The sequence below is a fragment of the Bradyrhizobium sp. AS23.2 genome (assembly GCF_001908185.1).
Classification (GTDB): Bacteria; Pseudomonadota; Alphaproteobacteria; order Rhizobiales; family Xanthobacteraceae; genus Bradyrhizobium.
In genome coordinates this window covers 23,183-44,778 of the sequence record NZ_LGHM01000026.1, presented here as the reverse complement: position 1 = coordinate 44,778, position 21,596 = coordinate 23,183, and the positions used below count along the sequence as shown (strand labels likewise).

24 protein-coding genes are annotated in these 21,596 nt (G+C 63.6%); 14 read left to right on the top strand and 10 right to left on the bottom strand.

What is annotated here, in order from left to right; translation table 11 throughout:
- The first annotated feature begins 290 nt into the window (after nt 1-290).
- Nucleotides 291-863, top strand: coding sequence for a hypothetical protein (locus AC630_RS05465; protein ID WP_074117502.1), 573 nt, complete (start codon nt 291-293; stop codon nt 861-863).
- Nucleotides 864-921: 58 nt separating this feature from the next.
- Here the strand turns inward: AC630_RS05465 and AC630_RS05460 are convergent, their stop codons facing one another.
- The 5 genes from AC630_RS05460 to AC630_RS05440 all read right to left on the bottom strand — a co-directional run bounded on the left by AC630_RS05460 (nt 922) and on the right by AC630_RS05440 (nt 7,163).
- Nucleotides 922-2,769: an alkaline phosphatase family protein gene (locus AC630_RS05460; protein ID WP_074117500.1), complete on the bottom strand. Its 1,848-nt coding sequence runs from the start codon at nt 2,767-2,769 to the stop codon at nt 922-924.
- Nucleotides 2,770-3,071: 302 nt separating this feature from the next.
- Nucleotides 3,072-3,383 (bottom strand): response regulator transcription factor, encoded by a 312-nt coding sequence (locus AC630_RS05455; protein ID WP_245330268.1) that lies wholly within the window; start codon nt 3,381-3,383, stop codon nt 3,072-3,074.
- 50 nt (nt 3,384-3,433) lie between these two features.
- Nucleotides 3,434-4,657 carry an ABC transporter permease gene (locus tag AC630_RS05450; protein WP_074117496.1) on the bottom strand — a complete coding sequence of 408 codons (1,224 nt, stop codon included), beginning with the start codon at nt 4,655-4,657 and terminating at the stop codon, nt 3,434-3,436.
- Complete coding sequence (locus tag AC630_RS05445; protein WP_074117494.1) at nt 4,654-5,379, bottom strand: ABC transporter ATP-binding protein; 726 nt, start codon at nt 5,377-5,379, stop codon at nt 4,654-4,656. The genes AC630_RS05450 and AC630_RS05445 overlap by 4 nt, the downstream gene beginning before the upstream one ends.
- Nucleotides 5,376-7,163, bottom strand: a complete 1,788-nt coding sequence (locus tag AC630_RS05440) for an efflux RND transporter periplasmic adaptor subunit (RefSeq protein ID WP_245330267.1) — start codon at nt 7,161-7,163, stop codon at nt 5,376-5,378. Before AC630_RS05440 ends, AC630_RS05445 begins: the two co-directional genes overlap by 4 nt.
- 231 nt (nt 7,164-7,394) lie before the next feature.
- Between AC630_RS05440 and AC630_RS05435 the strand changes: the two genes are divergently transcribed.
- The 8 genes from AC630_RS05435 (at nt 7,395) to AC630_RS05405 (ending at nt 11,234) form a co-directional block, all read left to right on the top strand.
- Complete coding sequence (locus AC630_RS05435; protein ID WP_074117490.1) at nt 7,395-8,066, top strand: response regulator transcription factor; 672 nt, start codon at nt 7,395-7,397, stop codon at nt 8,064-8,066.
- Between the two features lie 166 nt (nt 8,067-8,232).
- Complete coding sequence (locus tag AC630_RS05430) at nt 8,233-8,625, top strand: curlin subunit CsgB (RefSeq protein WP_074117488.1); 393 nt, start codon at nt 8,233-8,235, stop codon at nt 8,623-8,625.
- A gap of 73 nt (nt 8,626-8,698) precedes the next feature.
- Nucleotides 8,699-9,031, top strand: coding sequence for a hypothetical protein (locus AC630_RS05425; protein WP_245330266.1), 333 nt, complete (start codon nt 8,699-8,701; stop codon nt 9,029-9,031).
- Between the two features lie 37 nt (nt 9,032-9,068).
- Nucleotides 9,069-9,158, top strand: a complete 90-nt coding sequence (locus AC630_RS47995) for a hypothetical protein (protein ID WP_349538017.1) — start codon at nt 9,069-9,071, stop codon at nt 9,156-9,158.
- 44 nt (nt 9,159-9,202) lie between these two features.
- The gene (locus AC630_RS05420; RefSeq protein ID WP_074117549.1) at nt 9,203-9,613 is read left to right on the top strand and encodes a curlin; all 411 of its coding nucleotides are present in this window, start codon (nt 9,203-9,205) and stop codon (nt 9,611-9,613) included.
- 83 nt (nt 9,614-9,696) lie between these two features.
- Nucleotides 9,697-10,173 carry a curlin gene (locus AC630_RS05415; protein WP_245330265.1) on the top strand — a complete coding sequence of 159 codons (477 nt, stop codon included), beginning with the start codon at nt 9,697-9,699 and terminating at the stop codon, nt 10,171-10,173.
- Between the two features lie 20 nt (nt 10,174-10,193).
- Nucleotides 10,194-10,484 carry a hypothetical protein gene (locus AC630_RS05410; protein ID WP_074117547.1) on the top strand — a complete coding sequence of 97 codons (291 nt, stop codon included), beginning with the start codon at nt 10,194-10,196 and terminating at the stop codon, nt 10,482-10,484.
- A 300-nt stretch (nt 10,485-10,784) separates the two neighbouring features.
- Nucleotides 10,785-11,234 (top strand): hypothetical protein, encoded by a 450-nt coding sequence (locus AC630_RS05405; RefSeq protein WP_074117486.1) that lies wholly within the window; start codon nt 10,785-10,787, stop codon nt 11,232-11,234.
- 4 nt (nt 11,235-11,238) lie between these two features.
- Here the strand turns inward: AC630_RS05405 and AC630_RS05400 are convergent, their stop codons facing one another.
- Complete coding sequence (locus AC630_RS05400; protein ID WP_074117484.1) at nt 11,239-12,081, bottom strand: GNAT family N-acetyltransferase; 843 nt, start codon at nt 12,079-12,081, stop codon at nt 11,239-11,241.
- A 116-nt stretch (nt 12,082-12,197) separates the two neighbouring features.
- Between AC630_RS05400 and AC630_RS05395 the strand changes: the two genes are divergently transcribed.
- Nucleotides 12,198-12,902 carry an SDR family oxidoreductase gene (locus AC630_RS05395; protein WP_074117482.1) on the top strand — a complete coding sequence of 235 codons (705 nt, stop codon included), beginning with the start codon at nt 12,198-12,200 and terminating at the stop codon, nt 12,900-12,902.
- Nucleotides 12,903-12,993: 91 nt separating this feature from the next.
- On the opposite strand, the gene AC630_RS05390 is transcribed toward AC630_RS05395, so the two are convergent.
- A complete protein-coding gene (locus AC630_RS05390) occupies nt 12,994-14,049 on the bottom strand; it encodes a serine hydrolase (protein WP_074117480.1) in 1,056 nt (351 codons plus the stop codon).
- Nucleotides 14,050-14,336: 287 nt separating this feature from the next.
- On the opposite strand from AC630_RS05390, the gene AC630_RS05385 reads away from it, so the two are divergent.
- From AC630_RS05385 to AC630_RS05375, 3 genes are all read left to right on the top strand, one after another.
- Complete coding sequence (locus AC630_RS05385) at nt 14,337-14,726, top strand: ArsR/SmtB family transcription factor (RefSeq protein ID WP_074117476.1); 390 nt, start codon at nt 14,337-14,339, stop codon at nt 14,724-14,726.
- Complete coding sequence (locus tag AC630_RS05380) at nt 14,726-15,217, top strand: SRPBCC family protein (RefSeq protein WP_074117474.1); 492 nt, start codon at nt 14,726-14,728, stop codon at nt 15,215-15,217. The genes AC630_RS05385 and AC630_RS05380 overlap by 1 nt, the downstream gene beginning before the upstream one ends.
- A 349-nt stretch (nt 15,218-15,566) precedes the next feature.
- On the top strand, nt 15,567-16,409 hold the full coding sequence (locus AC630_RS05375) for a hypothetical protein (RefSeq protein WP_074117546.1): 843 nt from the start codon (nt 15,567-15,569) through the stop codon (nt 16,407-16,409).
- Between the two features lie 87 nt (nt 16,410-16,496).
- On the opposite strand, the gene AC630_RS05370 is transcribed toward AC630_RS05375, so the two are convergent.
- Genes AC630_RS05370 through mhpA form a run of 3 tightly spaced genes read right to left on the bottom strand, consistent with a single transcriptional unit; the run spans nt 16,497 to nt 20,142 of the window.
- Entirely contained in the window at nt 16,497-17,708 is a 1,212-nt protein-coding gene (locus tag AC630_RS05370; protein ID WP_074117472.1) for an ABC transporter substrate-binding protein, read from the bottom strand.
- 47 nt (nt 17,709-17,755) lie between these two features.
- A complete protein-coding gene (locus tag AC630_RS05365; protein WP_074117470.1) occupies nt 17,756-18,607 on the bottom strand; it encodes a fumarylacetoacetate hydrolase family protein in 852 nt (283 codons plus the stop codon).
- A gap of 20 nt (nt 18,608-18,627) precedes the next feature.
- Nucleotides 18,628-20,142 (bottom strand): bifunctional 3-(3-hydroxy-phenyl)propionate/3-hydroxycinnamic acid hydroxylase MhpA, encoded by a 1,515-nt coding sequence (gene mhpA / locus AC630_RS05360; RefSeq protein WP_074117468.1) that lies wholly within the window; start codon nt 20,140-20,142, stop codon nt 18,628-18,630.
- A 224-nt stretch (nt 20,143-20,366) separates the two neighbouring features.
- Between mhpA and AC630_RS05355 the strand changes: the two genes are divergently transcribed.
- Nucleotides 20,367-21,515: an ABC transporter substrate-binding protein gene (locus tag AC630_RS05355; protein ID WP_074117545.1), complete on the top strand. Its 1,149-nt coding sequence runs from the start codon at nt 20,367-20,369 to the stop codon at nt 21,513-21,515.
- The last annotated feature ends 81 nt before the right edge of the window (nt 21,516-21,596 follow it).

Here is a 21,596-nt window from a genome sequence, read left to right as displayed (position 1 = left end):
AAGTAAAATGTGAATTCCATCTCTGAAGGGCCGATCTCCTAGCACCTTTCTGTTACAGCGGCGCCTGCGGCGAAACATCTCCACCGGAGCTTCACGATCTCGATTGCCCCGATAAAGCCTTTTATGATCCGCATCACGCTCGCCCGACATTTCTCCGGAACCAAAATGGTCCTCGTAGCGACTAACCGGCAACCATCGAGAAAAGTCGCGATCCCCGTATCGAATCATTAACCACCCGTTTACGTCCGCATGAAAATGCTGGCCGATCAGAAGAAATCTGGAAGTGAACTATGTCTGCCGCTGCGCCTAAGTCTGCTGAGTCGCCGTCCCTCGAACCGTCCTGCCGCGATACCGCGGCCCATGCACTGACCATCGTGCGCGACGGCGTGATCACGGGCGAAGGTCCGACCACAAAGGGCCGGGTGCATTTCTCCCGCTCGCTCGATGCCGATGACGCCGCCTGGTGCGCGCGCATCCTGACGGCCACAGCCGTTAACGACCAGCCGGTCAGCCGCGCCGAAGCCGAAGCGCTGTTCGAAATCAACGAGGCCGCGACCGAGCGTACCGACGGCGGCCGGTTCGACGACCTGCTCGTCAAGGCGGTTGCCCACTATGCCGCGAGCGCCTCGGGCCTGAAGGTGCCGCCGCGCAGCGTCGCGCTGTCGGCCGAGTCCGACGTCGAGAGCTGGGCGCCGTCCTACGCCTCCAAGGTCAACACTGAGATGCTGGAGTGGATCGCCGGCCAGATGCGCGGCAAGCGCCAGAACAACCGTCGCCTCATGGCGATGGTGGCGACCTTTCTGGGCGCCACCGCGCTGCCTCTGGCAGGCCAACTGCCGAACGTGTTCGACATCGGCATGTAAGATTTTTGGTACTTGAGATTTTCGCGCCCCTTGCGGGGCGCGAGAGAAAGCGGCGGGGCTATTTCCCCGCCGTTTTTTGTTTGCCGGTCTCGAGCCCGAGCGTGCGGCCGGGGAAACCGGCAGCGTCGAAATAGCGCTGGGTGCCGACGCGCTGGACGTTGAGCACAGTCTGCAAGCCGTTCTCGGACATCTTCGACTTCTCGACAGTCCTGAACGCCTTCGGCACGATGCCGTTGGGCAGGGCCTCCGACATCACCCGGCCGACCAGGCCGCCGTTCTGTGCGCCGCGCAGGCCCATGAGCTGGGCAGCCGTCATGCCGACGTCGGCATTGCTGACCGGCAGCTCGTCGACGAAGCCGGCTTTGAAGTCCGGTCCGATCGCGGCCATGAAGTTGAACGTGTCGCCTCGGCTGAAGCTGCCATGCATGCCCTGGCCCTGGCGCAGCACCGTGTCCGCCACCTGCACCGAGCAATTGGTCGGCGCCTCGCCGCACTCGCTGGCATAGGAGCGGAAGTTGACGACGATCGCCGGCGTCGGCGTCGCCGACTTGCCGCGCAGGTTGATGCTCGACAGCGGCAGGGTGCCGGGGAAGCGGCCGAGCGAGTCGTCGACGAACAGGCCGGAGATGTAATCCTGCTCGAGCAGCGCCTTGACGGTCTTGGCCGCCAGCTTCTTGTCCCTGTTCGGCAGATAGATCAGGTCCGAGCCGCCGTTGGTGGCGATGACGAGGTCAGGCTTGGCCGGATCCTTGCCGAGCACGCCGTTGCCGGCCTTCGGGTGGGCATTGCCGATGACGGCGGCGTTCTTGTCGTTCGGGTCGAACAGCGGCAGGTCGAGCGCTTTCGCAAGGTCGAGTGCCAGGAAGCCCATCGGCAGGAAGTCCTTCGGCGTGTCGTCATAGCTGACCTTGGCCGAGGGGCTGGTCTTGCTTTCCTTGGAGATGGTCGAGAAGCCGTGGTCGGCCTGGATCATGATGTTGGTGTTGGCGGCGAGCCCGAGTTCGTCCAGGGCCTTGCGGATCTGCGCGAGGTTGTTGTCGGCGTTCTTGATGCTCGCCATCGTGCTCGGGCCGTTGATGCCCGGCATGATCTGGTTGAGGCTGTCGCCCTGGTTGTGCTGGGTGCCATCGGGATCGCGCGACCAGAACACCAGCACGAACGGCTTGTTGCGTGCCTTGAACATCGGCAGCACGACCTTGGTGGCGACGTCGGCGAGATAGGCCTGCTGGGCGACGTTGGCGACCGTGGTGCCCGGCGTCTTGGCATCGCCCGCCTTGCCATTGTCGCCGCGGCCGGGGGTGGCGAGGGCGAGACCCGCCTTGGTCAGGGCCTCCTTCATCTCGTCCGACAGCGCCACGCCGTTCTTGCCGCCGGTGGAATCGTCGATCACGATCGAATGCTTGCCCGGCTTCTCGGGATGATCGGTGTGGTCGAACTGATAGGTCGGGCCGACCTTGCCGATCGCCGCGGTGCTGAGGCCCTTGTCACGAGCCATCTTCAGGATGGTCTCTTCGTTCAGATAGTCGCCCTTGAAATGCTCGTCGATGTCGCCGAGCACGGCGTCGTTCTCGATGAAGGGGACCACGGTGTCGCCGGCCGGGACGGAGGTGTAGTTGGTCCAGATCGTGTTGGAGAACACGCCGGTGTCGCCGAGATAATGGCCCGTCGAGATCGCCGAGCCGTTGGCCATGGTGAAGGTCGGAAACAGCGAGTGCGAGTTCTTGAAGTTGACGCCCTTGTCGCGGACTTCGGCCATCGCCGGCGCCGTTTCGGGAGTGACCTTCAGCGCGCGCAGTCCGTCCGGAATGAACAGGATCAGGTTACGGGGCGTGTTGTTCTGGGCGAAGGCAAGTCCGGTGGACAGCACTGTCAGTCCGGCGGACAGCAACACCAGTGAACGGCGCATCAAATCTCTCCTGCGGTGAGGCGGCATGGCCGCGACCGCGGCCCCGGCAATCGTTTAGTTTTGCAATATGACAGTTTTGTTACAAGGGCTGTCGGCTATGCAAGAGAGATGGGAGAAGGTGGGGACGATACGGTCACAGACTCCTTCTCAAGCACCAACGAGGCGCAAACTCGATGGCGCACGATGACCGGCGGAGCCGCCCGAGTCCGATCTCGCGTCGGACGCGGCAATGCCTGCCACAACGAACAATCTATGACAAAATTCCGAATTCAAATAGAATAACGCCACGGTAGCCGGCAAGCTCATTTCGGCGCGATCTCTACCTGCGGATTCTGCGCCAGCGCCTGCGCTGGTTTCACCGCGACGGGATAGCCTCCGCCGTTGGCGAGATCGCGCCGCAGCGATGGCGTTGCCGCATGCAGCGCGAAGATAATCGCGATCTGAGTCCGGTTCTGGAGTCGGTATTTGCGCATGATATTGCCGATATGCGCCCGCACCGTGTTCTCCGAGATCTTGAGCTCGAAGGCGATGTTCTTGTTCTGCATTCCGCGCGCGATCAGCATCATCAGCTGACGTTCACGAGGCGTTGGTGTAATCGAATATTCCGGACTCATGACTAGTTCCTCCCTGGCCGTTGAGCTGATGTGGCCATCCCAGCATGTCGTCATTCCGTCTTGAGCGCCTCTATTGGACTGAGCTTGGACGCCTTGTGTGCAGGATAGAAACCGAAGATGAGGCCGGTCACGATCGAGAAGACCAGGGCCAGGGCAATCGCTTCGCTGTCGATTGACGTGATCCAGCCGGCCATGCGGGCGACTGTCATCGACAGCGTGACCCCACCGACAACGCCGATAGCGCCGCCGAGGAGGCAGAGTACAAGCGCTTCGCAGAGAAACTGGAGACGGATGTCCCGCATCCGCCCACCGAGCGCCCGGCGAATTCCAATTTCCCGCGTTCGCTCCGTGACCGACACGATCATGACGTTCATGATGCTGATGCCGCCGACGAGCAGCGAGACCGACGCGATGGCGACGAGCAGGAGCGCCACGGTGCGGATTGCTCCCTGCTGCGCTTCCATGGCGGCGGCCGGATCCTGGACCTTGAAATCGTCTTCCTGGCCCGCGAGGACCCGGTGACGCTGCCGCAGCAGGCTTTCGATCTCCGTTCGCGCGCCCGCCATCTGGCCGTCGGCGGCCACCTTCGCGATGATGTAGGCGACCGAATCCCGGTTGATGTTGCTGGCGCTGCCGAGGAAGCGCAGCTTGGCCGTGGTGAGGGGGACGAAGGCGACGTCGTCCTGCGAGGGGCCCTTGTGGTCGAGCACGCCGACCACTTCAAGCGGCACCTTCATGATCCTGATCTGCGCGCCGATCGGATCGTCGCCTGGCGCGAACAGTTCGCGCGCGACCGTGCTTCCTAGGATCACGACCTTGCCGGCGCCAGCTTCCTCAGCGCCGGAGAAGTAGCGGCCGGAGGAGAGTTGCCAGTCGCGCACCATGAAGTGTCCGGTCGTGGTGCCATTGATCGTCGTGTTCCAGTTCTTGCTCTCGTGGATCACCTGCGCCGTTCCGGCGATTGAGCCGGCCGCGGCCTGGATCTCCGGAATCTGCTCGAGGATGGCCTGTACATCGCTTTCGGTCATCGTCAGCTTCGTGCCCTCCTTGAGACGCACGCCGCCCTGAACGACCGCGCCGGGCGTGATCATCAGCACGTTGGTGCCGATCGAGCGGATCTGCTCCTGGAGGCGAACCTGGGCGCCGGCCCCGATCGCGAAGACCGTCACAATCGATGCGACGCCGATGACGATGCCGAGCATCGTGAGGATGCTGCGCAGCGGGTTGAGGCGCAAGGCGTGCAGAGCGATCTGGAAGCCCTGGAGCATTGTCATGACGCAACGCTCCGTTTCGGCAGCAGCGGAGCCAGCGCCTCGTCGCTGACGATCTCTCCGTCATGCAGGCGGATCGTGCGACGGCACAGGATCGCGATGCCGGGATCATGGGTGATCATCACCACGGTCTGGCCGCGCTGGTTGAGCGCGGCGAACAGCGCCAGGATCTCGGCGCCGGTGCGACTGTCGAGCGCGCCCGTCGGCTCGTCGGCAAGCACGATCAACGGGGAGGCGATCAGAGCACGTGCGATCGCGATGCGCTGCTGCTCGCCACCGGAGAGCTGCCGCGGAAAGTGATGCGCCCGGTGCAGCATGCCGACGTCCGCGAGGCTGTGCTCGGCCCGTTCCAGCCGCTCCTTGCGGCCGACACCACAATAGACCAGCGGCAGGGCGACATTCTCGATCGCGTTGTGGCGGGCGAGCAAATTGTAGGATTGAAACACGAAGCCGATGCTACGGGCGCGCAAGGTCGACCTGCGGTCCTCGGAGAGATGGGCGACATTGGCGCCCTCGAGATAGATCGCGCCTTCGCTCGGCAGATCCAGCAGCCCGATCATGTTCATCAGCGTGGACTTGCCGGAGCCGGACGGTCCCATCACCGCGAGGATTTCGCCATGCTCAATGTCGAAGCTGACATTGCGCACCGCCGTCACTGCGACCCCGTCCGCGCGATACGTCCTGCAGACGGAGCGGAGGCTGATAAGGGGCAGGCGGGCGGTCATGATCCAAACCTGATTCCAAGAAATTCCATACCGGAGGGCCGGATTGCCTGACCGATGGCGACCTGGCTGCCTTCGACGAGATCTCCGCTCTTGAGCGCCACCTGTTCGGTGCCGGCCGCGCCGACGGTCACCGGAACCCGCTGGATGGAGCCGGTCGGGGTGCGTACCCAGACGCCGCTGCGGTTCGAAGTTGCGTCGGTCCGCGTGCCCGAAGGCTGGAAGCGCAACGCGGCGAGCGGCACTTTGAGCACATCGTCCTGGCGCTCGATCACGATCTTGACCAACGCGGTCATACCGGGCAGCAGCGCGCCATCGAGGTTGGAGGTCGCAAGCACGACGGTATAGGTAACCACGTGCTGCTGGTTCTGCGGCGCCTTGCGTACCTGTCGCACCATCGCTTCGAAGCGGCGGTCGGGGTAGGCATCTACCGTAAAGTAGGCGCGCTGGCCGGGGGCGATGCGTCCGATATCCGCTTCGTCCACCTGCGCGTGGATTTCCATGTCTTCGAGGCGATGGGCGACCACGAAGGTGGTGCGCGACTCCAGCCCGACGGCGAGCGTCTGGCCCTCGTTGACGAACCTGCCGACGACCACGCCGTCGATGGGCGAGCGGATCACGGTGCGGTCGAGGTCCGCTTGCGCCGCGGCAAGTACGGCCGCCTTCTCCGGCACCGCCATCCTCGCCTGGTTCAGCTCAGCCTCGATCCTGCGGACGTCGGCCTGCGCGCCGTCCACGGAGTAGGAATTGAGGGACACCATCACCTCGGCCTCGCGCTCCTGGGCGAGCCGAGCGGTAAACTCTGTCTGGGCGTCGTCGACCGTCGACGTCGCAACGACGTTTTGCGACTGCAGCGCCAGTTTTCGCTGCAGGGTCTTCTGCGCCGATGATTTGACCGCCTGGGCGCTCTCGAGCTTGGCGGCAAGCACGGCGCGGCTGCCCTTGGCGTTCTGCAGATCGATCCTGGCGCGATCGAGCTTGGCCCGCTCGATATCCACGAGGGAGTTGGCGACTTCGAGCGCCGCCTTGGCCTCGTCGACCTTGGCCGCGAAGCTGCGGGGATCGATCAGCGCGAGCGGCTGGTCCTTGCTGACGGTGTCGTTGAAATCGACATAGACCCGCGCAAGCTGTCCGGACAATTGGGAACCCACCTCGATCGTCTTGACCGGTTGCAGGGCACCGGTGACGGTCACGGTCTGCTCGATGCTGCCGCGCTGTATCGAGGCGTAGCGGAACACAGGCGTGTCCGACCCGAAGGTTGAGGCTTCGCGATCACCGGGTGCGAGGAGCTGTTTTGTCGACTCGTAGGCTTGCGTCGCTCCGGCCGCCGCACTCCCGGCCGCGCCGGTGATTGTTGCCGATCCCGCGGCGTAGACCGCGGCGAGACCACATGCAGTTCCAAAAAAGGCAATAACTGGCACAAATCGCATATCAAGAACCCCCGCCCTTGAAATGACCTTGTTGGCGGAAAGACCGGAATCGAGAGATGGCTGCAATTCGCCCGAGGCGATCCCGGTGTCTCGGCAGTATGTCGTCGTTCTTAAGGCGACGGACGGGCGCGCTCTATGATTCAGAAGTAAAGCCCGCGACTGCGCCTTTTCGTGATTTGCGCAGAACCCATACCGGGCGTATTCAAATCGATGCGCGCGGTATCGAACTCGATAGCTGACTAAACGTCTCGTCCGATCTGGCCGAAGTAGTGGCCGGTCGGTGTTCAGTTTGGCGTAAGGGTGGCAACACCGTGACACAGTTGGCCATACCAGGGGCTCGACGCCGGATTGGCGCATCCTCGACATTGCGGCGCCGAAGGTGGCCTCGAGCCCCCTTCGATCACGAACTCCGAAATGTTAACTGCTTCACTCGTATCCACCGGGCGTTTTGCCCTAGAACGTGGAACTGACGAGCCTTTGCGGCTCGTTCGCACTCGCCAATTCATTCAGCACCTTGTTTATCGCTTGCAATCATGATGGAGAGCTCGTTGCCGGATCATCGAGCCCCAATTCGGGGAGTTAGCTGCGATGAATTCAAATCAAGCCACAGTTTCAAACCAAGCCACAGTTTATGTCGTTGATGACGAAATTCAGATTCGAAATGCGATTGGCAGCCTTTGCGAGGAGACCGGACATCACGTCAGGTTGTTTGCCTCAACGGACGAGTTTATTGCCGAAAGTCTAGCTAACGGACCATCCTGCCTGGTGCTCGACGTCCGCTTTCCCGGCACGTCGCCGACCGGCCTCGAGCTTCAGCGCAAGCTGGCGGAGTCGGGCGTGCAGATACCGATCGTCTTCATCAGCGGCCACGTGGACGTGCGCGTCTCGGTCGAGGCCATGAAGCGCGGGGCGGTCGAGTTTCTGCCAAAACCCTTCCGCGAGCAGGAGATCCTCGATGCGATCAGGCACGGCATCGAGCGCGATCGCCGGCGTCTGGAGCGTGAGAGTGCGGAGCGCGAGGCGCGCCAGCGCGTCCAGACGCTGACGGCACGGGAGCGCGAGATCATGCTGCTGATGGCGCAGGGGCTCGTCGCCAAGCAGATCGCGGCCAAGCTCGGCGTCAGCGAGGTGACGGTGAAGGTGCACCGCGCCAGAATGATGCGGAAGCTCGAGTTGCGTTCGCCGATTGAGGTTGTGCGATTGATCGACAGTATGGGACTCGAGGCGGAGCGCTTCGGTGCTGGACATACGCAGATCTAGATTTGCGGACGGCAAGTGATCGCGCGTCGTCTAGTCCGTATCGACTAGCATGAACTGCAGTCTGTCGCATCGAGCGAGATCGGTTCAGAGTCATCCCTACGATGTCGGCCTGCTCCAAGACGGCATCCGAACCCAGTTAGACAACTCGGCTAGAAAGGGATTTCCCATGCGCAAATTGTTTCTTGCATCCGTTGCCGTGTTCGCTCTGTCCTCAGCGGCTCAGGCTGCCAACACGGCGAGCACCTTTCAGATCGGCGCAGTAAACGCCTCCGCCGTGAACCAGCAGGGCCACGTGAATGACTCCTCGACCACCTTCCAGCTTGGCCTCGTGAACAGCGCGAGCACCATGCAGGGCACGACCTCTCCGTCGCTCAACAATGCGAGCTCGGTGACCCAGATTGGCGTCTTCGGCAACGCGGCCACCACTGGGCAGGTTGCCACCGGCAACAACGCCAGCTCGATCAGCCAGACCACGCTCTTCGGCCTCCCGCCGAACAACGCCGCCGCCGTTGGGCAGATTGGCGGCGGAATCAACCTCAGCACCATTACGCAGCACTAAGCCAGCCCCGTATCGGCCCGGGCGCGTCCACTGAGCGGCGCGTCCGGGCAATACTCGACAAGCCATACTCGAAATGACCGCGATGAGCTTGCCCAACGAGGCGGCGGATCGACGGCTGACGTTTCGCGGAGGAATTGACATGCGCATGAAACATCTCTTCACGACGGTCGTCATGCTGAGCGCACTGACCGCTGTCGAGGCCCAAGCTGCCAACTCGGTTAGCGTGTTGCAGTTCGGTGCGACAAATCTCTCGTCCACAGTGCAGACCGGCCCGGTGAACAACACCGCGACGACGCTGCAATTCGGCGCGACCAACATCGCATCGAGCTTGCAGTTGGGATCGCTGGCCTCGGTCAATTCGGCGACGATAGGACAGGGCGGCACGACCCCCCACCGCGACCAATAACGCCGCGGTCGGTCAGGTCGGCGGCGCCAACACGAGCTTGATCGGCCAGATTGGTTTGAACAATGCTGCCGGGGTGTCCCAGCTTGGCATTCTGAACGGCTCCACGATTTTGCAGCAGGCTCCCTGACCTGAGATCGTGTTTTGGCTCGGCAGATAGTGTGGAGGCATATGATGAACAAGCATCTTCTGGTCGTTGCGACGGCGGTCCTCGTCTCCTGTTTCGCCGCGAACGGCCCTGCGCGGGCGCAAGGCGCTGACATAAAGACGATCGTCTCGGTCAACGGGCCGCCGGTCGTCTTGAACCAGAGCAGTTCGACCAACATGGCCGGCGTGTTCATGATCGGCGGTAACACCAGCGCGACTGTCACCCAGAACGGCTCGAATAACGCGGTCGGCATCCTGCAATTCGGCGGGACGACATCGGCTTCGGTCGGGCAGACCGGCATGAATAATTTCGCGTTCGTCGGCCAGACCGGCCAGTCGGCGACGAGCGTCCTGTCGCAGCTCGGCACGATGAATGCGGGAGCGATCGCGCAGTTCGGCAAGGTCAACTCGTCGACAGTGGTCCAAACTAGCCCGTAAGGTGAACGCGGGCTCGCCTTGGTCAGGAACCGGCAGGGGGAAAGGTGATGGGGTTGAGGTACGGTAGGAAGTTATTGGCGCTGTTGGCGCTGCTCGCCGCCATCAGCGTTGCGTCCGAGGCATCGGCCGGATCCAGGCCATCGCCATTCGCCGGACTTCAAGGCGGCGGAGGACTCCAAGGCGGCGGACTCATGCAAGGCGGTGTCACGAACCCGAGCGTGAGCATCCAGACGGTCGTGGAGTACGGCAACAATCCGCAGCCGATCACGATCGTGGAGAACAGCAGCATCAATATCGCGCGGGTGATTCAGTTCGGCGGCACGGGAACTGTCGATGCGACCATTGTCCAGAACGGCACAAGGAACTATGTCGATTTAATCCAGATCGGTGGCACTACCAACGCGGCGATCGGTCAGTCCGGCGTGAACAACATCGCCGACATCACCCAGGTCGGCAATTCCACGAACGCTCTTCTGCTCCAGATCGGCGACATGAACACGGGGGCGGTGCAGCAGTTCGGGCGGTTCAACTGGCTGTCGATTTTCCAGTTCGGGCGGTAGTCGAGAAGGTGAGGTGTGACATGAGGTTCACCATACTCGCAGCAGGAATGGGCATCATGGCAGCAATATCAGCCGGACCGGCCGGCGCCGGTGAGACCGGCGACGGCCACACCACCGTAGTCCAGGACGAGAACGGCACGGCCGTCATCACGCAAAGTGGTGATCCGGCACAGGCCGAGGTCAGGGTCGACAAGGAGCCCGGACGCACGACGGTCTACCGTCGTAGCGGTGGAAACACCGCGATCGTATCGCAGGGCACGGGAAACGCGCAGGACTTGCTCGATTGGCTGCGCAAGCAGCAGCCCCACTGACGTACCGAGGCCCATCGTCGGTGAGAGAACGACCGGGCCTGGTTGCAAGCGGGCGCTACGGGAGCGTTCCGGACGTATCCGGCTGGCGCGATCAACTCCGGTCAACTGGTTATGAAACAGCGTTCCATGGAACGAAGTCCTTGAAACCAGCCGGGAATTCCAGACGTCATGCTGCACCCTGTTCCCCGTCAATCCCGCGCCTTAACCAACAATTAATTATACGTTTGCGGGCGGGTTACGGCCCGGCTTAGCGTGCAATGGGGAGCCGCTATCGCGAAGCCAAACGAGTTGGTGCGTATCATGATGTCCAGATCACATGGGGCGTTGCTCGCCTCACTTAGCGCAGCCGCGCTGCTCCTTGCTGCCAGTGACAGTTTTGCCAGGCCCGGCGGCGCAGCCGCGCATGGGCTGACCGCCACGCCTTCCCGCGCGGTGGCGCGTCCGCCGATCGCGCCGGGTGCTCGGTTCCGCGGCCGTAACAATCCCTGGGTCTATTGGCCGGGCGGAGGCGCGTTCTTCTACGATGGCGCGACCTACAGCCAGCCTTTCGTCGATGCAGGGCAGCAGCCGCTCTCTAACGACGTGAGCTACACCAACACTTATAACGTTCCCTGGGATTGGACGCATCGCTTCCCGCCGAACGTCGTGCCGTCCGACCGGCCCTATGTGCCGAGCTGCCCGACCGAGCAGGTGACGGTGCCGGGCCGCGGCGGCGGCGACCACACCGTGAACATCATGCGCTGCTACTGAGCGGCTAGCCGAGCTCAAAGCTCGTCACGCCGAAGACGCGGTGGATCCGTGGCGGCTTGATCGGCCCTGTGTACATCCGCGCCGTCTCGAACACCGGCTTGAGGCCGAGCGATTCTGCGACCGCAATCGCCTCGCGATTGACTGCGGGGACGTCGAGAAAGACTTCGCTGCCACCTGCACTTTCCAGCAGGGCCTGCACAACGGCGTCCGCCGCCGCGCGATCGTCGGCGACGAGCGGGCCGATCTTGTGGCCGGTCCGGCAAGGCCGGATGACGCCCCATGCGGCGAGCTCGCCATCGCGCAGCAGCGCGCGGCCGACATGGCCGGCCGTATTGAACCAGGCGCGCAGGAAGGGGCTACGCGCTGCAGGGAAGACCGTGGCGTCGTCGGCTTCAACAAGCGCGAATGGAATGTCGTTGATTGCTAGGACATCAGCGGGTGGCTTCGGCGGCGCCGCGACGATGCCGCCATAGCGGATATTCGCGTATGCAAGCTGGAAGCCAGATTTCCTGTAATTGTCCTGCTGTGCCACGACGCCGTCGAGCCCGATTACGCGAGCGCCCGCATGCGCGATCGCCGCGTTCCAGATGCGCAGGCCGTAGCCCGAGCCGCGAAGATCCGCACGCACGATGTAGAAGCCAAGGAAGGCGAAGCGATCATCGTAATTGACGCAGGAGACGGTCGCGACCGGCTCGCCGTCGATCTCGCCAACGAAGAAGCCCTCCGCGTCGGGAAGCGCGAAGCAGGCGGCATCCGCAAGACCCGGATTCCAGCCCTCGGCCGCGGCCCAGTCGACGGCAATGGCGATCTCCTCGGGGCGCATATTGCGGATTTGCAAATCGCTCATCTTACCAGTCACTCATGACGGATGCCTTCGACAGTGGACCTGCCGGCCGATCCGGCTGTAGAAGGCCTCATGATAGGCCGAGCCTGCGGCTCGCCTCAACACAGGGATGATCGGTCATGGCAGCAGAGAAGGTCGCACTCGTCACCGCGGGCGGCAGCGGCATGGGGGCAGAGGCTGCGCGGCGGCTCGCGGCCGACGGATTTCGCGTTGCGATCCTGTCGTCCTCCGGCAAGGGCGAGGCGCTGGCGGCCGAGCTCGGCGGGATCGGTGTCACCGGCTCCAACAAGTCGAACGACGATCTGAAGCGTCTCGTCGACGGCGCGCTTGCCAGGTGGGGCCGCATCGACGTGCTCGTCAACAGCGCTGGCCACGGCCCGCGCGCGCCGATCACGGAGATCACCGACGAGCAGTGGCACACCGGCCTCGATACCTATCTGCTCAACGTGATCCGTCCGACGCGGCTGGTGACACCGGTCATGCAGGCGCAGAAGGCTGGCGCCATCGTCAACATCTCGACCGCCTGGGCGTTCGAGCCGAGCGCAATGTTTCCGACCTCCGCGGTGTTCCGCGCTGGCCTTGCCGCTTTCACAAAGATATTCACCGACACCTATGCCACCGACAACATCCGGATGAACAATGTTCTGCCCGGCTGGATCGACAGCCTGCCGCAGACCGATGCGCGCCGCGACAGCGTGCCGATGAAGCGCTACGGCAAGGTCGAGGAGATCGCTGCGACGATCTCGTTCCTGGCCTCCGACGGCGCAGCCTACATCACCGGCCAGAATATCCGTGTCGACGGCGGACTGACGCGGTCGGTCTGAGCAGGCCGCTTCGAATCGGGGTCTCGCATGTGACGCGGGCTTGCGCGCGTCACTGCATGAAGGGCAACGCGCAGCCCCTGGGGCACAAGGTTCAGTGCGAAGCCACTAGCCGCGCCAGCGCCGGCAGGATACTGTAACGGACGATCTCGTGCGGATATTCGCTGCGATTGGCGAGCAGGACGATGCCGATCCGTCGCGCCGGGACAAGGCCGAGATAGCCGGAGGCGTTGTTGAGGCCGCCGGGCTTGTCGACGATGGTGACGCCGGGAAGGTGCACATTCTCCCAGGCCATGGCCTCGCCGAATCTATCGTCGATGCGGAAGGCCTCCCGCTGCGTCATCCGCAGTGCCTCGCGCAAATGCGGGTCGACCGATCGCCCGTCGGCGCAGGCCGACACGAAGGTCGCGAGGTCCCGCGCTGAGGAGAACATCTGGCCGGTGCCGGGGAAATCAAAGTAGCTCTGCTGGTTGCCGGGCGGTCCGATCGCCACGCCCTGATACGAATACCCTTGCACGACACGCTGCATCCACGCCGCATCCATGACAGCGCGGTTGTCTTCACCGCGCTCGGGGACGCAGGTCGCATTCATGCCGAGCGGCCCGAGGATGCGCTGCTCGAACAGCGTTGCGATCGGGGCGTCGTAACATCGCTCGAGCACGAGCTGAAGCAGCACGTAGCAGGCATGGCTGTAAACGCGCTGCTTGCCGGGAACTTCGCCGGCCTGCGGCTTCCAGGCGTTGAACATGTCAATGAACTGCGCCTGCGTTAATGAGTCGTTCGGCCAGGGTGGATGGTCGGTCGGGAGCAGCATGCCCGACGTGTGCGTGGCGAGCTGGCCGACGGTCACGCGGCGGACATAGTCGCCGGTGAGTTCGGGCAGATACTTTGGCAGGCGGTCGTCGAGCCGCAGCTCGTCGCGAAGCGTGCCGAGCGCGACCAGCGTCGCCTCGAAGGGCTTTCGCAGGGAGCCGAGGTTGAACAGCGTGTCCGATGTGACCGGCCTGCGTGTGGTGTCGTCGGCAAAGCCATAGTTGAAGAACTCGACAAGGCCGCCGGCACAAAGCGCGGCAGCAAGGCCGCCCGGCTGGTCCGGTGTCATCGTCGGCGCCAGCTCATTGGCAACGATCTCACGCATCTCCGCGAACATGTCAGAATCCGCGAATGCACGGCGCGATCCGCCAAGCGCGATTGCAAGGGGAACGAGCGCTGCCTGGGCGAGGGCCCGGCGGGTGAGATGCAATGAAGTGACAGCAGACGGCACGGCTCTGGCGAATGATGCGTTGCGCCCCCGAATCTCTTTTTAACGTGGAGGGGGACATACCCCAATTCACGATTGCGCGTTGCGGGTTCCGATTGCGAGGGGTTGGTAAAAATACTTAGCTGTTGAGCTAACAATTGTTGACACCGGACGATGGTGACTCTATAGTTAGCTTCATGGCTAACCAATTATCCCAGCTCGACCAGGTTTTCGCGGCCCTTGCCGATCCCACCCGGCGGGCGATCGTGATGCGGCTCTGCGCCGGCGAGGCCTCGGTCGGCGAGCTCGCAGACCCCTTCGACATGGCGCTGCCGAGCTTGATGAAACACATCCAGGTGCTGGAGACGAGCGGGCTCGTTCAGTCGGAAAAATCCGGCCGCGTGCGCACCTGCCGCCTCGGCCCGGACGCGCTTGTCGGCGCGGAGTACTGGTTCCAGCAGCAGCGCGCGATCTGGGAAGCGCGGCTCGACCGGTTCGAAGCCTACGTGATGAAGCTCAAGAGAGAGAAGGAGCGGGCGGCCGCCAAGCGGCCGTCCCGCACAACCAAACGGAAAGGTTCTGAGTGATGACGAATTCTGCCAATGCTGCCCTGTCGCAATGGTCGCTCGACCGCGAGATCGTGATGTCGCGCGTGATCGACGCGCCGCGCGATCTGGTGTTCGAGGCGTGGTCCGACCCAAAGCATCTGCCGCAATGGTTCGGGCCGAAGGGTTTCAAGATCGAGACCTTCGAGATCGACGTGCGCGTCGGCGGCGTCTGGCGCTTCAACATGATCAGCCCCGACGGCACGGTTTATCCAAACCGCATGCGCTTCCGCCGCATCGAGCGGCCGTCCCTGATGGAGATGGATCACGGGGTTGACCAGGACGAGGATCCCGGCCTGTTCCGCTTCACCCTTACATTTGCCGAGCAGAGCAACGGCAAGACGGTGCTGATGATGCGGCAACTGACCTCGAGCACCGAGCAGCGCGACGGCATGATCGGCTTCGGCGCCGTCGAATACGGCTATCAGACGCTGGACAAGCTCGCAGCGTATGTGGCGGGGATGAAGAGGTAAGAGGAGCGTCGTCGTTCCGGGTTCGATGCGTAGCATCGTCCCGGAATGACCGAGTGATCCTTGGCCGATATCAGACCACCGGAGCGCCAGAGCGCCCGGTGGTTTTTCGTGCTCTTAGCCTGGGAGGTCGCTCGCGAGAGTCCGCAGGACCATAGCGGCCGTCCGGCTTTGCCGTTGATGACGCACGGAGAGAGCCGATTCGGCGAGATACTTGCCCGCGACCCGCTGCAAACCCGGGCTCCGCGCGAATTATGACAGTGCCGTCACGCATATTTTTGTCGCGAGCGACTGTCTTATTGTGACAGAATTGCTACCGCTGGATGTCATATCGATTACAGTGGAGCAGCTCATGTTGCAGTGGCAGGCACGGTCAAATCCCCTCGCGTGGTGGTGGGGGTCCCTGACGCTGGTCAGCGCTGCCAACATCCTCGTCTGGTTCATGCTGTACCGCGAGTTTTATCCGACGGTTGCCGGCAGTGTCGGCGGCGGCTCGGATATCGGCCTGATGTTCCTGCTGTGCGCAGCCTATGTGTTCGGCTGTGCGTTCCGCTCGGTGCTGCCGCGGGCCGACGTGCAGCGCATCTGTCTTTTCGATACCTGGCTCTCCAGCGTCTTCGTCGGCCGTACGGTCGCGACCGTGGCCGAGGTGTGCTTCGCCGCGCAATGGGCGATCATCCTGCATCAGCTAGGCGGCATGGCCGGTGCGGAGACTGCCGTGAACATCGCGCTCGTGATCGTGCCCATCATCATCATCGCGGAATGCTTCTCCTGGTACGCGGTCGCAACCACCAACTTCCTCTACAACGCCATCGAGAACTCGCTTTGGGCGGTGACCTTTTTCCTCGCGGGAATCGCGCTGTGCCGCCTGATGCCGGAATTCCAAGGACCGGTGCGCTGGGCGCTGATTGCCGGCATCGTCGGCATTGCCTGCTTCCTCGCCTTCCTCGTCACGGTCGACGTGCCGATGTATCTCAGCCGCTGGCGGGCGGGTCACGCCGAGGGCAACAAATTCCTCGGCCTCCTCGAAGGGCTGCACGACGTCAGTACGCGATGGGTGGTGACCCACGACATCGCGCACTGGAAGGGCGAGCTGACCTGGATGTTCCTGTATTTCAGCGCCGCGGTGTGGTCGAGCCTCGCACTATGTGCGCTCTACGCGATGGAAGGCTATCTCACGCGCTATCTGGCCTGACGGTTAGAGCCCCGTTCCGATGGGATCGGAACGGGGCTCATATTGCTGTCTTGACGCGAACCGGTATCCACTTCGCTCGAAAACGCTCTATTTGCCGACCAGGCTGCACTTGCTGCGATCGAGCGGGCGGAAGGCCTGGTCGGGCTGGATCGTCGCGACCAGCTTGACGAAGTCCCATGGGCCTTTGGATTCCTCCGGCGTCTTGACCTGCACCAGATAAAGATCGTGCACCATGCGCTGGTCCTCGCGGATGCGGCCGTTGGTGGTGTACGCATCCGACACCGGCGTCGCCTTCATCTTGGCCATCACGGTCGCGCTGTCGTCGGAGCCGGTGTCTTTCACGGCTTGCAGATAGTGGCGCACTGCTGAATAGACTCCGGCCAGGATTTGCGACGGCATCGCCTTGCGGCGTGCATAGAACGCATCGGAGAATTTCCGGGCTGCCGGCGAGACATCCTCGAAGAACGAGGTGACGATGAGATCGCCGCGCGTGGCCTTCAATCCGACTGCCTCGATGTCGACGTTCTGGAACGACATCGGCACGATCTTCATGCCCTGGTCGGCAAGACCGAATTCTTCCGCCTGCTTGATCGCGGTGGCGTTGTCACCAGCGACGTTGATCGCCAGGATCTTGGCGCCCGACGCCTGGGCCTGGAGCAGGAACGAGCTGTAATCGGGCGTGCCGAGCTGCGCCTTGACGCCGCCGGCGACCTTGCCGCCGAGCTCGCTGATGCGGGCGCGCGCGGTCGCCTCGATCGAATGGCCGAAAGCATAGTCGCCGGTGATGAAGAACCACGGCTCCTGGCTGGTCTGCATGATGCCGGAGACCACGGCGGTCGCGGTAGAATAGGCGTCCTGGGTCCACTGCACGCTGGTCGGCGCGCAGGCGTCATCGGTGAGCTGGTTGGCGCCCGCACCGGAGACGAGGAAGATCTTTCCGTTGCCGCGGACCAGCTCCTGCACCGCGAGCGCGGCGCCGGAGCTGCCACCGTCGGCAATCGCCTGCACGCCATCGCTGAACCATTTGCGGGCGAGCGATGCAGCGAGGTCCGGCTTGTTCTGGTGATCGGCCTGCAGGATCTCGATCGGCTTGCCGTTGATCTTGCCGCCGAACTCCTCCGCCGCCATCCGCGCCGCCTCGACCGAGCCCGGGCCCATGGCGGTCGCGAACACGCCGTTCATGTCGGTGAGCACGCCGATGCGGATGGCATCGCCCTTGATCTCGGCGCGCGCAGTGGGAGCTGCGAGCGCCAGAGCGATCAGCAGGGCGGCGGTGGATGTCGTGCGGAGGTTGCCCATGGCGTTTCCTGACTATTTGTTGTCGTTTGATTGATCGAAGGCGGCGGTCAGGCCGGCTCGGCGATGACCGTGTTGCGCAGGGTCCCGATGCCGGAGATCTCGACCTCGACGGTGTCGCCGGGGCGCATCCACAGAGGCGGCGTGCGCTTCGCACCGACCCCGCCCGGCGTGCCCGTGACGATGACGTCGCCCGGGACGAGCGGGCAGATCGTCGAGATGTAGGCGATCAGCTCGGGTATCGCAGTGATCAGGAGGTCGGTGGTTGTGTCCTGCACCACGGTGCCGTTCAGGCGCGTCTGCAGAGTGAGCTTTGACGGATCAGGAATCTCGTCCGCCGTCACCAGCCACGGGCCGAAGCTGCCGCTTTCGGCAAAGGTCTTGCCGGACAGGAACTGGCTGGTGTGGCGCTGCCAGTCGCGGATGCTGCCTTCGTTGTAGCAGGAATAGCCGGCGATGTGGTCGAGCGCGCGGCTTGCGGGGATGTGGCGGCCTTCCTTGCCGATGACGAGCGCGAGCTCACCCTCATAGTCGAAATCGTCGCTCACTTTCGGCTTCACCACGGGCTGGAGATGCCCGACCTGGCTGCACGGGAATCGGACGAACAGCGCCGGCTTCTCGGTGACGGTGCGGCCGGTTTCGGCGACGTGGTCGCGGTAGTTGAGGCCGACGCAGATGATCTTGCCGGGATCGGGGATGACGGGTGCGAAGGTGATCTTGTCGAGCGGATGATCGGGCGCAGCGGAGGCGACCAGCTTTGCGGCCTCGGCAACGCGATTTGCTTCAAGCAACTGCCGCAGTGTGGTGCAGCCCGCCATGCGCGTGCCGAGATCGACGACACCATTGTCCTTGACGGCGCCGAAGGAGGCGCGTCCGTCGGCGATGAAAGAAAGAAGCTTCATGAGATATCCTGTGTGTTCGGTCAGGCCGCGGACGGCACATGGGTTGGAGGAGTGATGGCGGCAATGAGCCGGTCGAGCTCGGAATCGTTGCAGGCGGTGCCGCGCACATAGCGGTCTGGGCGAATGAGCGCGGCGATGATTCCGTGCTCGCGGAGCCAGCGGCCGACACCCTCGGCATCGTCGCTGGACAGGATTTTGATCGCCGCCTGCGAAAGAGCGTCGCGAAAATGAGGAGAGAGCGCCGCGGATGTTTCGGTGAGCAGCACGTGACTGTAGCCGGTCAGATCGTCGCTGCGGCTGCCGTCGCTGAGCGCAAACTGCGGCGCCAGATGTCCGGCCAGCGGCAGCTCCCCGAACGCGAGCCCGGGGCCGAGCAGGGGCTTTTTCACCTCGAGCTTGACTGGCGCATTCTCCCGCGCTTCGCCGGCGGCAAGGCCCGCTTCGATTGCCTTGGTGTTGATAACGCCGCCGAGCCGAATGGCGAGCTCGACGAACTCGCGGACGTGCGGCATACGCTCGCTCTGATAGGTGTCGAGCAGGCTCGCGTCGGCGCCTGTGCGAATGACCGCGCCGAGTTTCCAGGCGAGATTCGCAGCATCACGGATGCCGGCGCACATGCCCTGGCCGAGGAACGGCGGGGTCTGGTGCGCGGAATCGCCCGCGAGCAGCAGCCGGTCGCTCCGCCATTGCTGCGCGATGACGGAGTGAAAAGTGTAGACCGCCGCGCGCTCGATGTCGGCATCGTCGGGTGTGATCCAGCGCGAAAGCAACTCCCAGACCTTCGCCGGCTGCGCGACCTCTTGGGAGTCCTCGTCGGGGAGCACCGTGATCTCCCAACGCCGCCGCATGCCGGTGCCGCGCACATACGTCGCCGGTCGCCGCGGATCGCAATGCTGGATGCTGTAGTCGCCGAGGTCATCGCGTTCGCGCTTGAGCAGCACGTCGATCACGAGCCAGCGCTCGTGGAAGCCAAGATCGTCCATGCCGGAACCGATGAAGCGGCGCACCAGCGAGCGGGCGCCGTCGCAGCCGATCACATAGCCGGCGCGGACTTCGGTGAGCTTCCCGTTGGAGAGGTCCTCGTAGCGGACGCGGACGCCGTGCTCGTCCTGGTCCAGCGCGAACACGTCGCAGCGGTTGCGCAAGGTGACCTGCGGCCAGCGGGCGAGACCTCCGATCAGCACATCCTCCAAATCCGGCTGATGGAATCGGTAGCTGAGATTCCAGCCCATCGGCGTGAGCGTCTGCGGCCGCGACCAGTCCAGCAGCATCCGGCCGTCAGCGTCGAGGAAGAGCATCCCCGGGCTGAGGGTGACATACGGCAGGATCGCATCCGCGAGGCCGAAGGCCTGGAACACCCGCATGCATTCGTCGTCGAAATGCACCGCGCGCGGCAGATGGTAGGTCCGCGCCTCGCGCTCCAGCACCAGCGTCCGCACGCCGCACAGGCCGAGCAGGTTGGCGAGGGTGGCACCGACCGGGCCGCGGCCGACGATCACGACATCGAAGTTTTCGGGGGCGGATTTATCTTGCATGGGGCTATCTCTTCCTCAAGCGAAGCCGCCGCATCAACGTCGCCGCGCCAAGTGTCCGCTCAGCGGACGAGGGGCGTCGTGCCCATTCCCAGCCAAATGGTCACCTGTCCGCCAGTCGGACACCTCGCGGATAGCGCTACGCGCCGACGCCGTGGTTTGGCAAAGGAAGAATCAAAGGCAATAAAATGCAGGCCGCCCGCAGCCTGCCGGATGGAGGAACGTCGATGCTGCGATCGGTGCTTGGCGCATGTCTTGCGGTACAACTGTTCGCAGCGCCGGTTTTTGCTGCCGATATCAATGTCGGCATCATCCTGTCGGCGACCGGGCCGGCGGCGGCTATCGGCAATGCCGAGCGCAACGGCACGGCCTTTGCCCCGGCCGAGATCGCCGGCAAGAAGGTCAACTATCTCTTCCTCGACGAGGCTTCCGACAGCACCGCGGCGGTGACCGCGCTGCGCAAGCTCTATCAGGCGAGCAAGATCGACATTCTGGTCGGGCCTACCACGACGCCCGGATCATTCGCCGCGATCGATCCGGCGGTCGAGTACGGATTGCCTGTCATCGCGCTTGCGCCGGTCAACGCACTGGTCGCACCGGTCGACGCACGGCGGCGATGGATATTCAAGACCACGACCAATGACGATCACGAGGCGACGCCGCTGTTCGCAAACATGAAGAAGACCGGCGTCAAGAAGCTGGCGCTGATCGGCTTTGGCGATTCCTATGGCGACGCCTGGAGCAAGGTCAGTGCCGATATGTGCAAGGAAGCGGGAATCGAACTCGTCGCCAACGAGAAATATGCCCGGACCGATACCACCGTCGTCGGGCAGATTCTGAAGATCATTGCGGCAAATCCCGACGCGGTGCTGATCGCGGCTTCCGGCGCACCCGCGGCCCTTCCGCTGCTGCAACTGCGCGAGAAGGGATATGCGGGCCAGATCTACGGCACGCTTGGCGCCACCTTCGGCGACTTCCGCAAGCTGACCGGTGCGCAAGGAGATGGCATCTTGGTGCCGCTGAGCCCGGCGGTCGCGGCAGCGTCGTTCCCCGATGATTATCCCGCCAAGAAGGCCGCGCTCGAATTCATTGAGCGCTACGAGGCCAAGTTTGGACCCGGCAGCCGCAACATCTTTGCCGGCTCGGCCTATGATGCGCTGATCCTGATCGAACGCGCGGTGCCTGCCGCCCTGAAGGCGGGTGAGCCGGGCACGGCCGAATTTCGCGAAGGCCTGCGCAGCGCGATCGAAGGGTTGAAGGGCGTCGCAGGCTCGCGCGGCGTCTACAATTACGGCCCCAACGACCACACCGGTCTGGACCAGAGCGCACTGGCGCTCGGCAAGCTCGAAAAAGGCGAGTGGGTCGCGGTGCGCTAAGCGGACGATGGCAGATGGAGCAGGGACGATGCCCGCTGTGATGGACCGCCCCGCCTATGACGTCGATCTCTACAGCGACGA

Coding starts and splice junctions, on each gene's coding strand:
- AC630_RS05385 (WP_074117476.1), top strand. CDS start 14,337: ATGGCTAACCAATTATCCCAGCTCGACCAGGTTTTCGCGGCCCTTGCC.
- AC630_RS05425 (WP_245330266.1), top strand. CDS start 8,699: ATGACCGCGATGAGCTTGCCCAACGAGGCGGCGGATCGACGGCTGACG.
- AC630_RS05440 (WP_245330267.1), bottom strand. CDS start 7,163: ATGCGCCAATCCGGCGTCGAGCCCCTGGTATGGCCAACTGTGTCACGG.
- AC630_RS05370 (WP_074117472.1), bottom strand. CDS start 17,708: ATGGGCAACCTCCGCACGACATCCACCGCCGCCCTGCTGATCGCTCTG.
- AC630_RS05410 (WP_074117547.1), top strand. CDS start 10,194: ATGAGGTTCACCATACTCGCAGCAGGAATGGGCATCATGGCAGCAATA.
- AC630_RS05405 (WP_074117486.1), top strand. CDS start 10,785: ATGATGTCCAGATCACATGGGGCGTTGCTCGCCTCACTTAGCGCAGCC.
- AC630_RS05355 (WP_074117545.1), top strand. CDS start 20,367: ATGCTGCGATCGGTGCTTGGCGCATGTCTTGCGGTACAACTGTTCGCA.
- mhpA (WP_074117468.1), bottom strand. CDS start 20,142: ATGCAAGATAAATCCGCCCCCGAAAACTTCGATGTCGTGATCGTCGGC.
- AC630_RS05435 (WP_074117490.1), top strand. CDS start 7,395: ATGAATTCAAATCAAGCCACAGTTTCAAACCAAGCCACAGTTTATGTC.
- AC630_RS05375 (WP_074117546.1), top strand. CDS start 15,567: ATGTTGCAGTGGCAGGCACGGTCAAATCCCCTCGCGTGGTGGTGGGGG.
- AC630_RS05380 (WP_074117474.1), top strand. CDS start 14,726: ATGACGAATTCTGCCAATGCTGCCCTGTCGCAATGGTCGCTCGACCGC.
- AC630_RS05400 (WP_074117484.1), bottom strand. CDS start 12,081: ATGAGCGATTTGCAAATCCGCAATATGCGCCCCGAGGAGATCGCCATT.
- AC630_RS05430 (WP_074117488.1), top strand. CDS start 8,233: ATGCGCAAATTGTTTCTTGCATCCGTTGCCGTGTTCGCTCTGTCCTCA.
- AC630_RS05445 (WP_074117494.1), bottom strand. CDS start 5,379: ATGACCGCCCGCCTGCCCCTTATCAGCCTCCGCTCCGTCTGCAGGACG.
- AC630_RS05460 (WP_074117500.1), bottom strand. CDS start 2,769: ATGCGCCGTTCACTGGTGTTGCTGTCCGCCGGACTGACAGTGCTGTCC.
- AC630_RS05465 (WP_074117502.1), top strand. CDS start 291: ATGTCTGCCGCTGCGCCTAAGTCTGCTGAGTCGCCGTCCCTCGAACCG.
- AC630_RS05365 (WP_074117470.1), bottom strand. CDS start 18,607: ATGAAGCTTCTTTCTTTCATCGCCGACGGACGCGCCTCCTTCGGCGCC.
- AC630_RS05395 (WP_074117482.1), top strand. CDS start 12,198: ATGGCAGCAGAGAAGGTCGCACTCGTCACCGCGGGCGGCAGCGGCATG.
- AC630_RS05420 (WP_074117549.1), top strand. CDS start 9,203: ATGAACAAGCATCTTCTGGTCGTTGCGACGGCGGTCCTCGTCTCCTGT.
- AC630_RS05450 (WP_074117496.1), bottom strand. CDS start 4,657: ATGACAATGCTCCAGGGCTTCCAGATCGCTCTGCACGCCTTGCGCCTC.
- AC630_RS05455 (WP_245330268.1), bottom strand. CDS start 3,383: ATGAGTCCGGAATATTCGATTACACCAACGCCTCGTGAACGTCAGCTG.
- AC630_RS05390 (WP_074117480.1), bottom strand. CDS start 14,049: ATGTTCGCGGAGATGCGTGAGATCGTTGCCAATGAGCTGGCGCCGACG.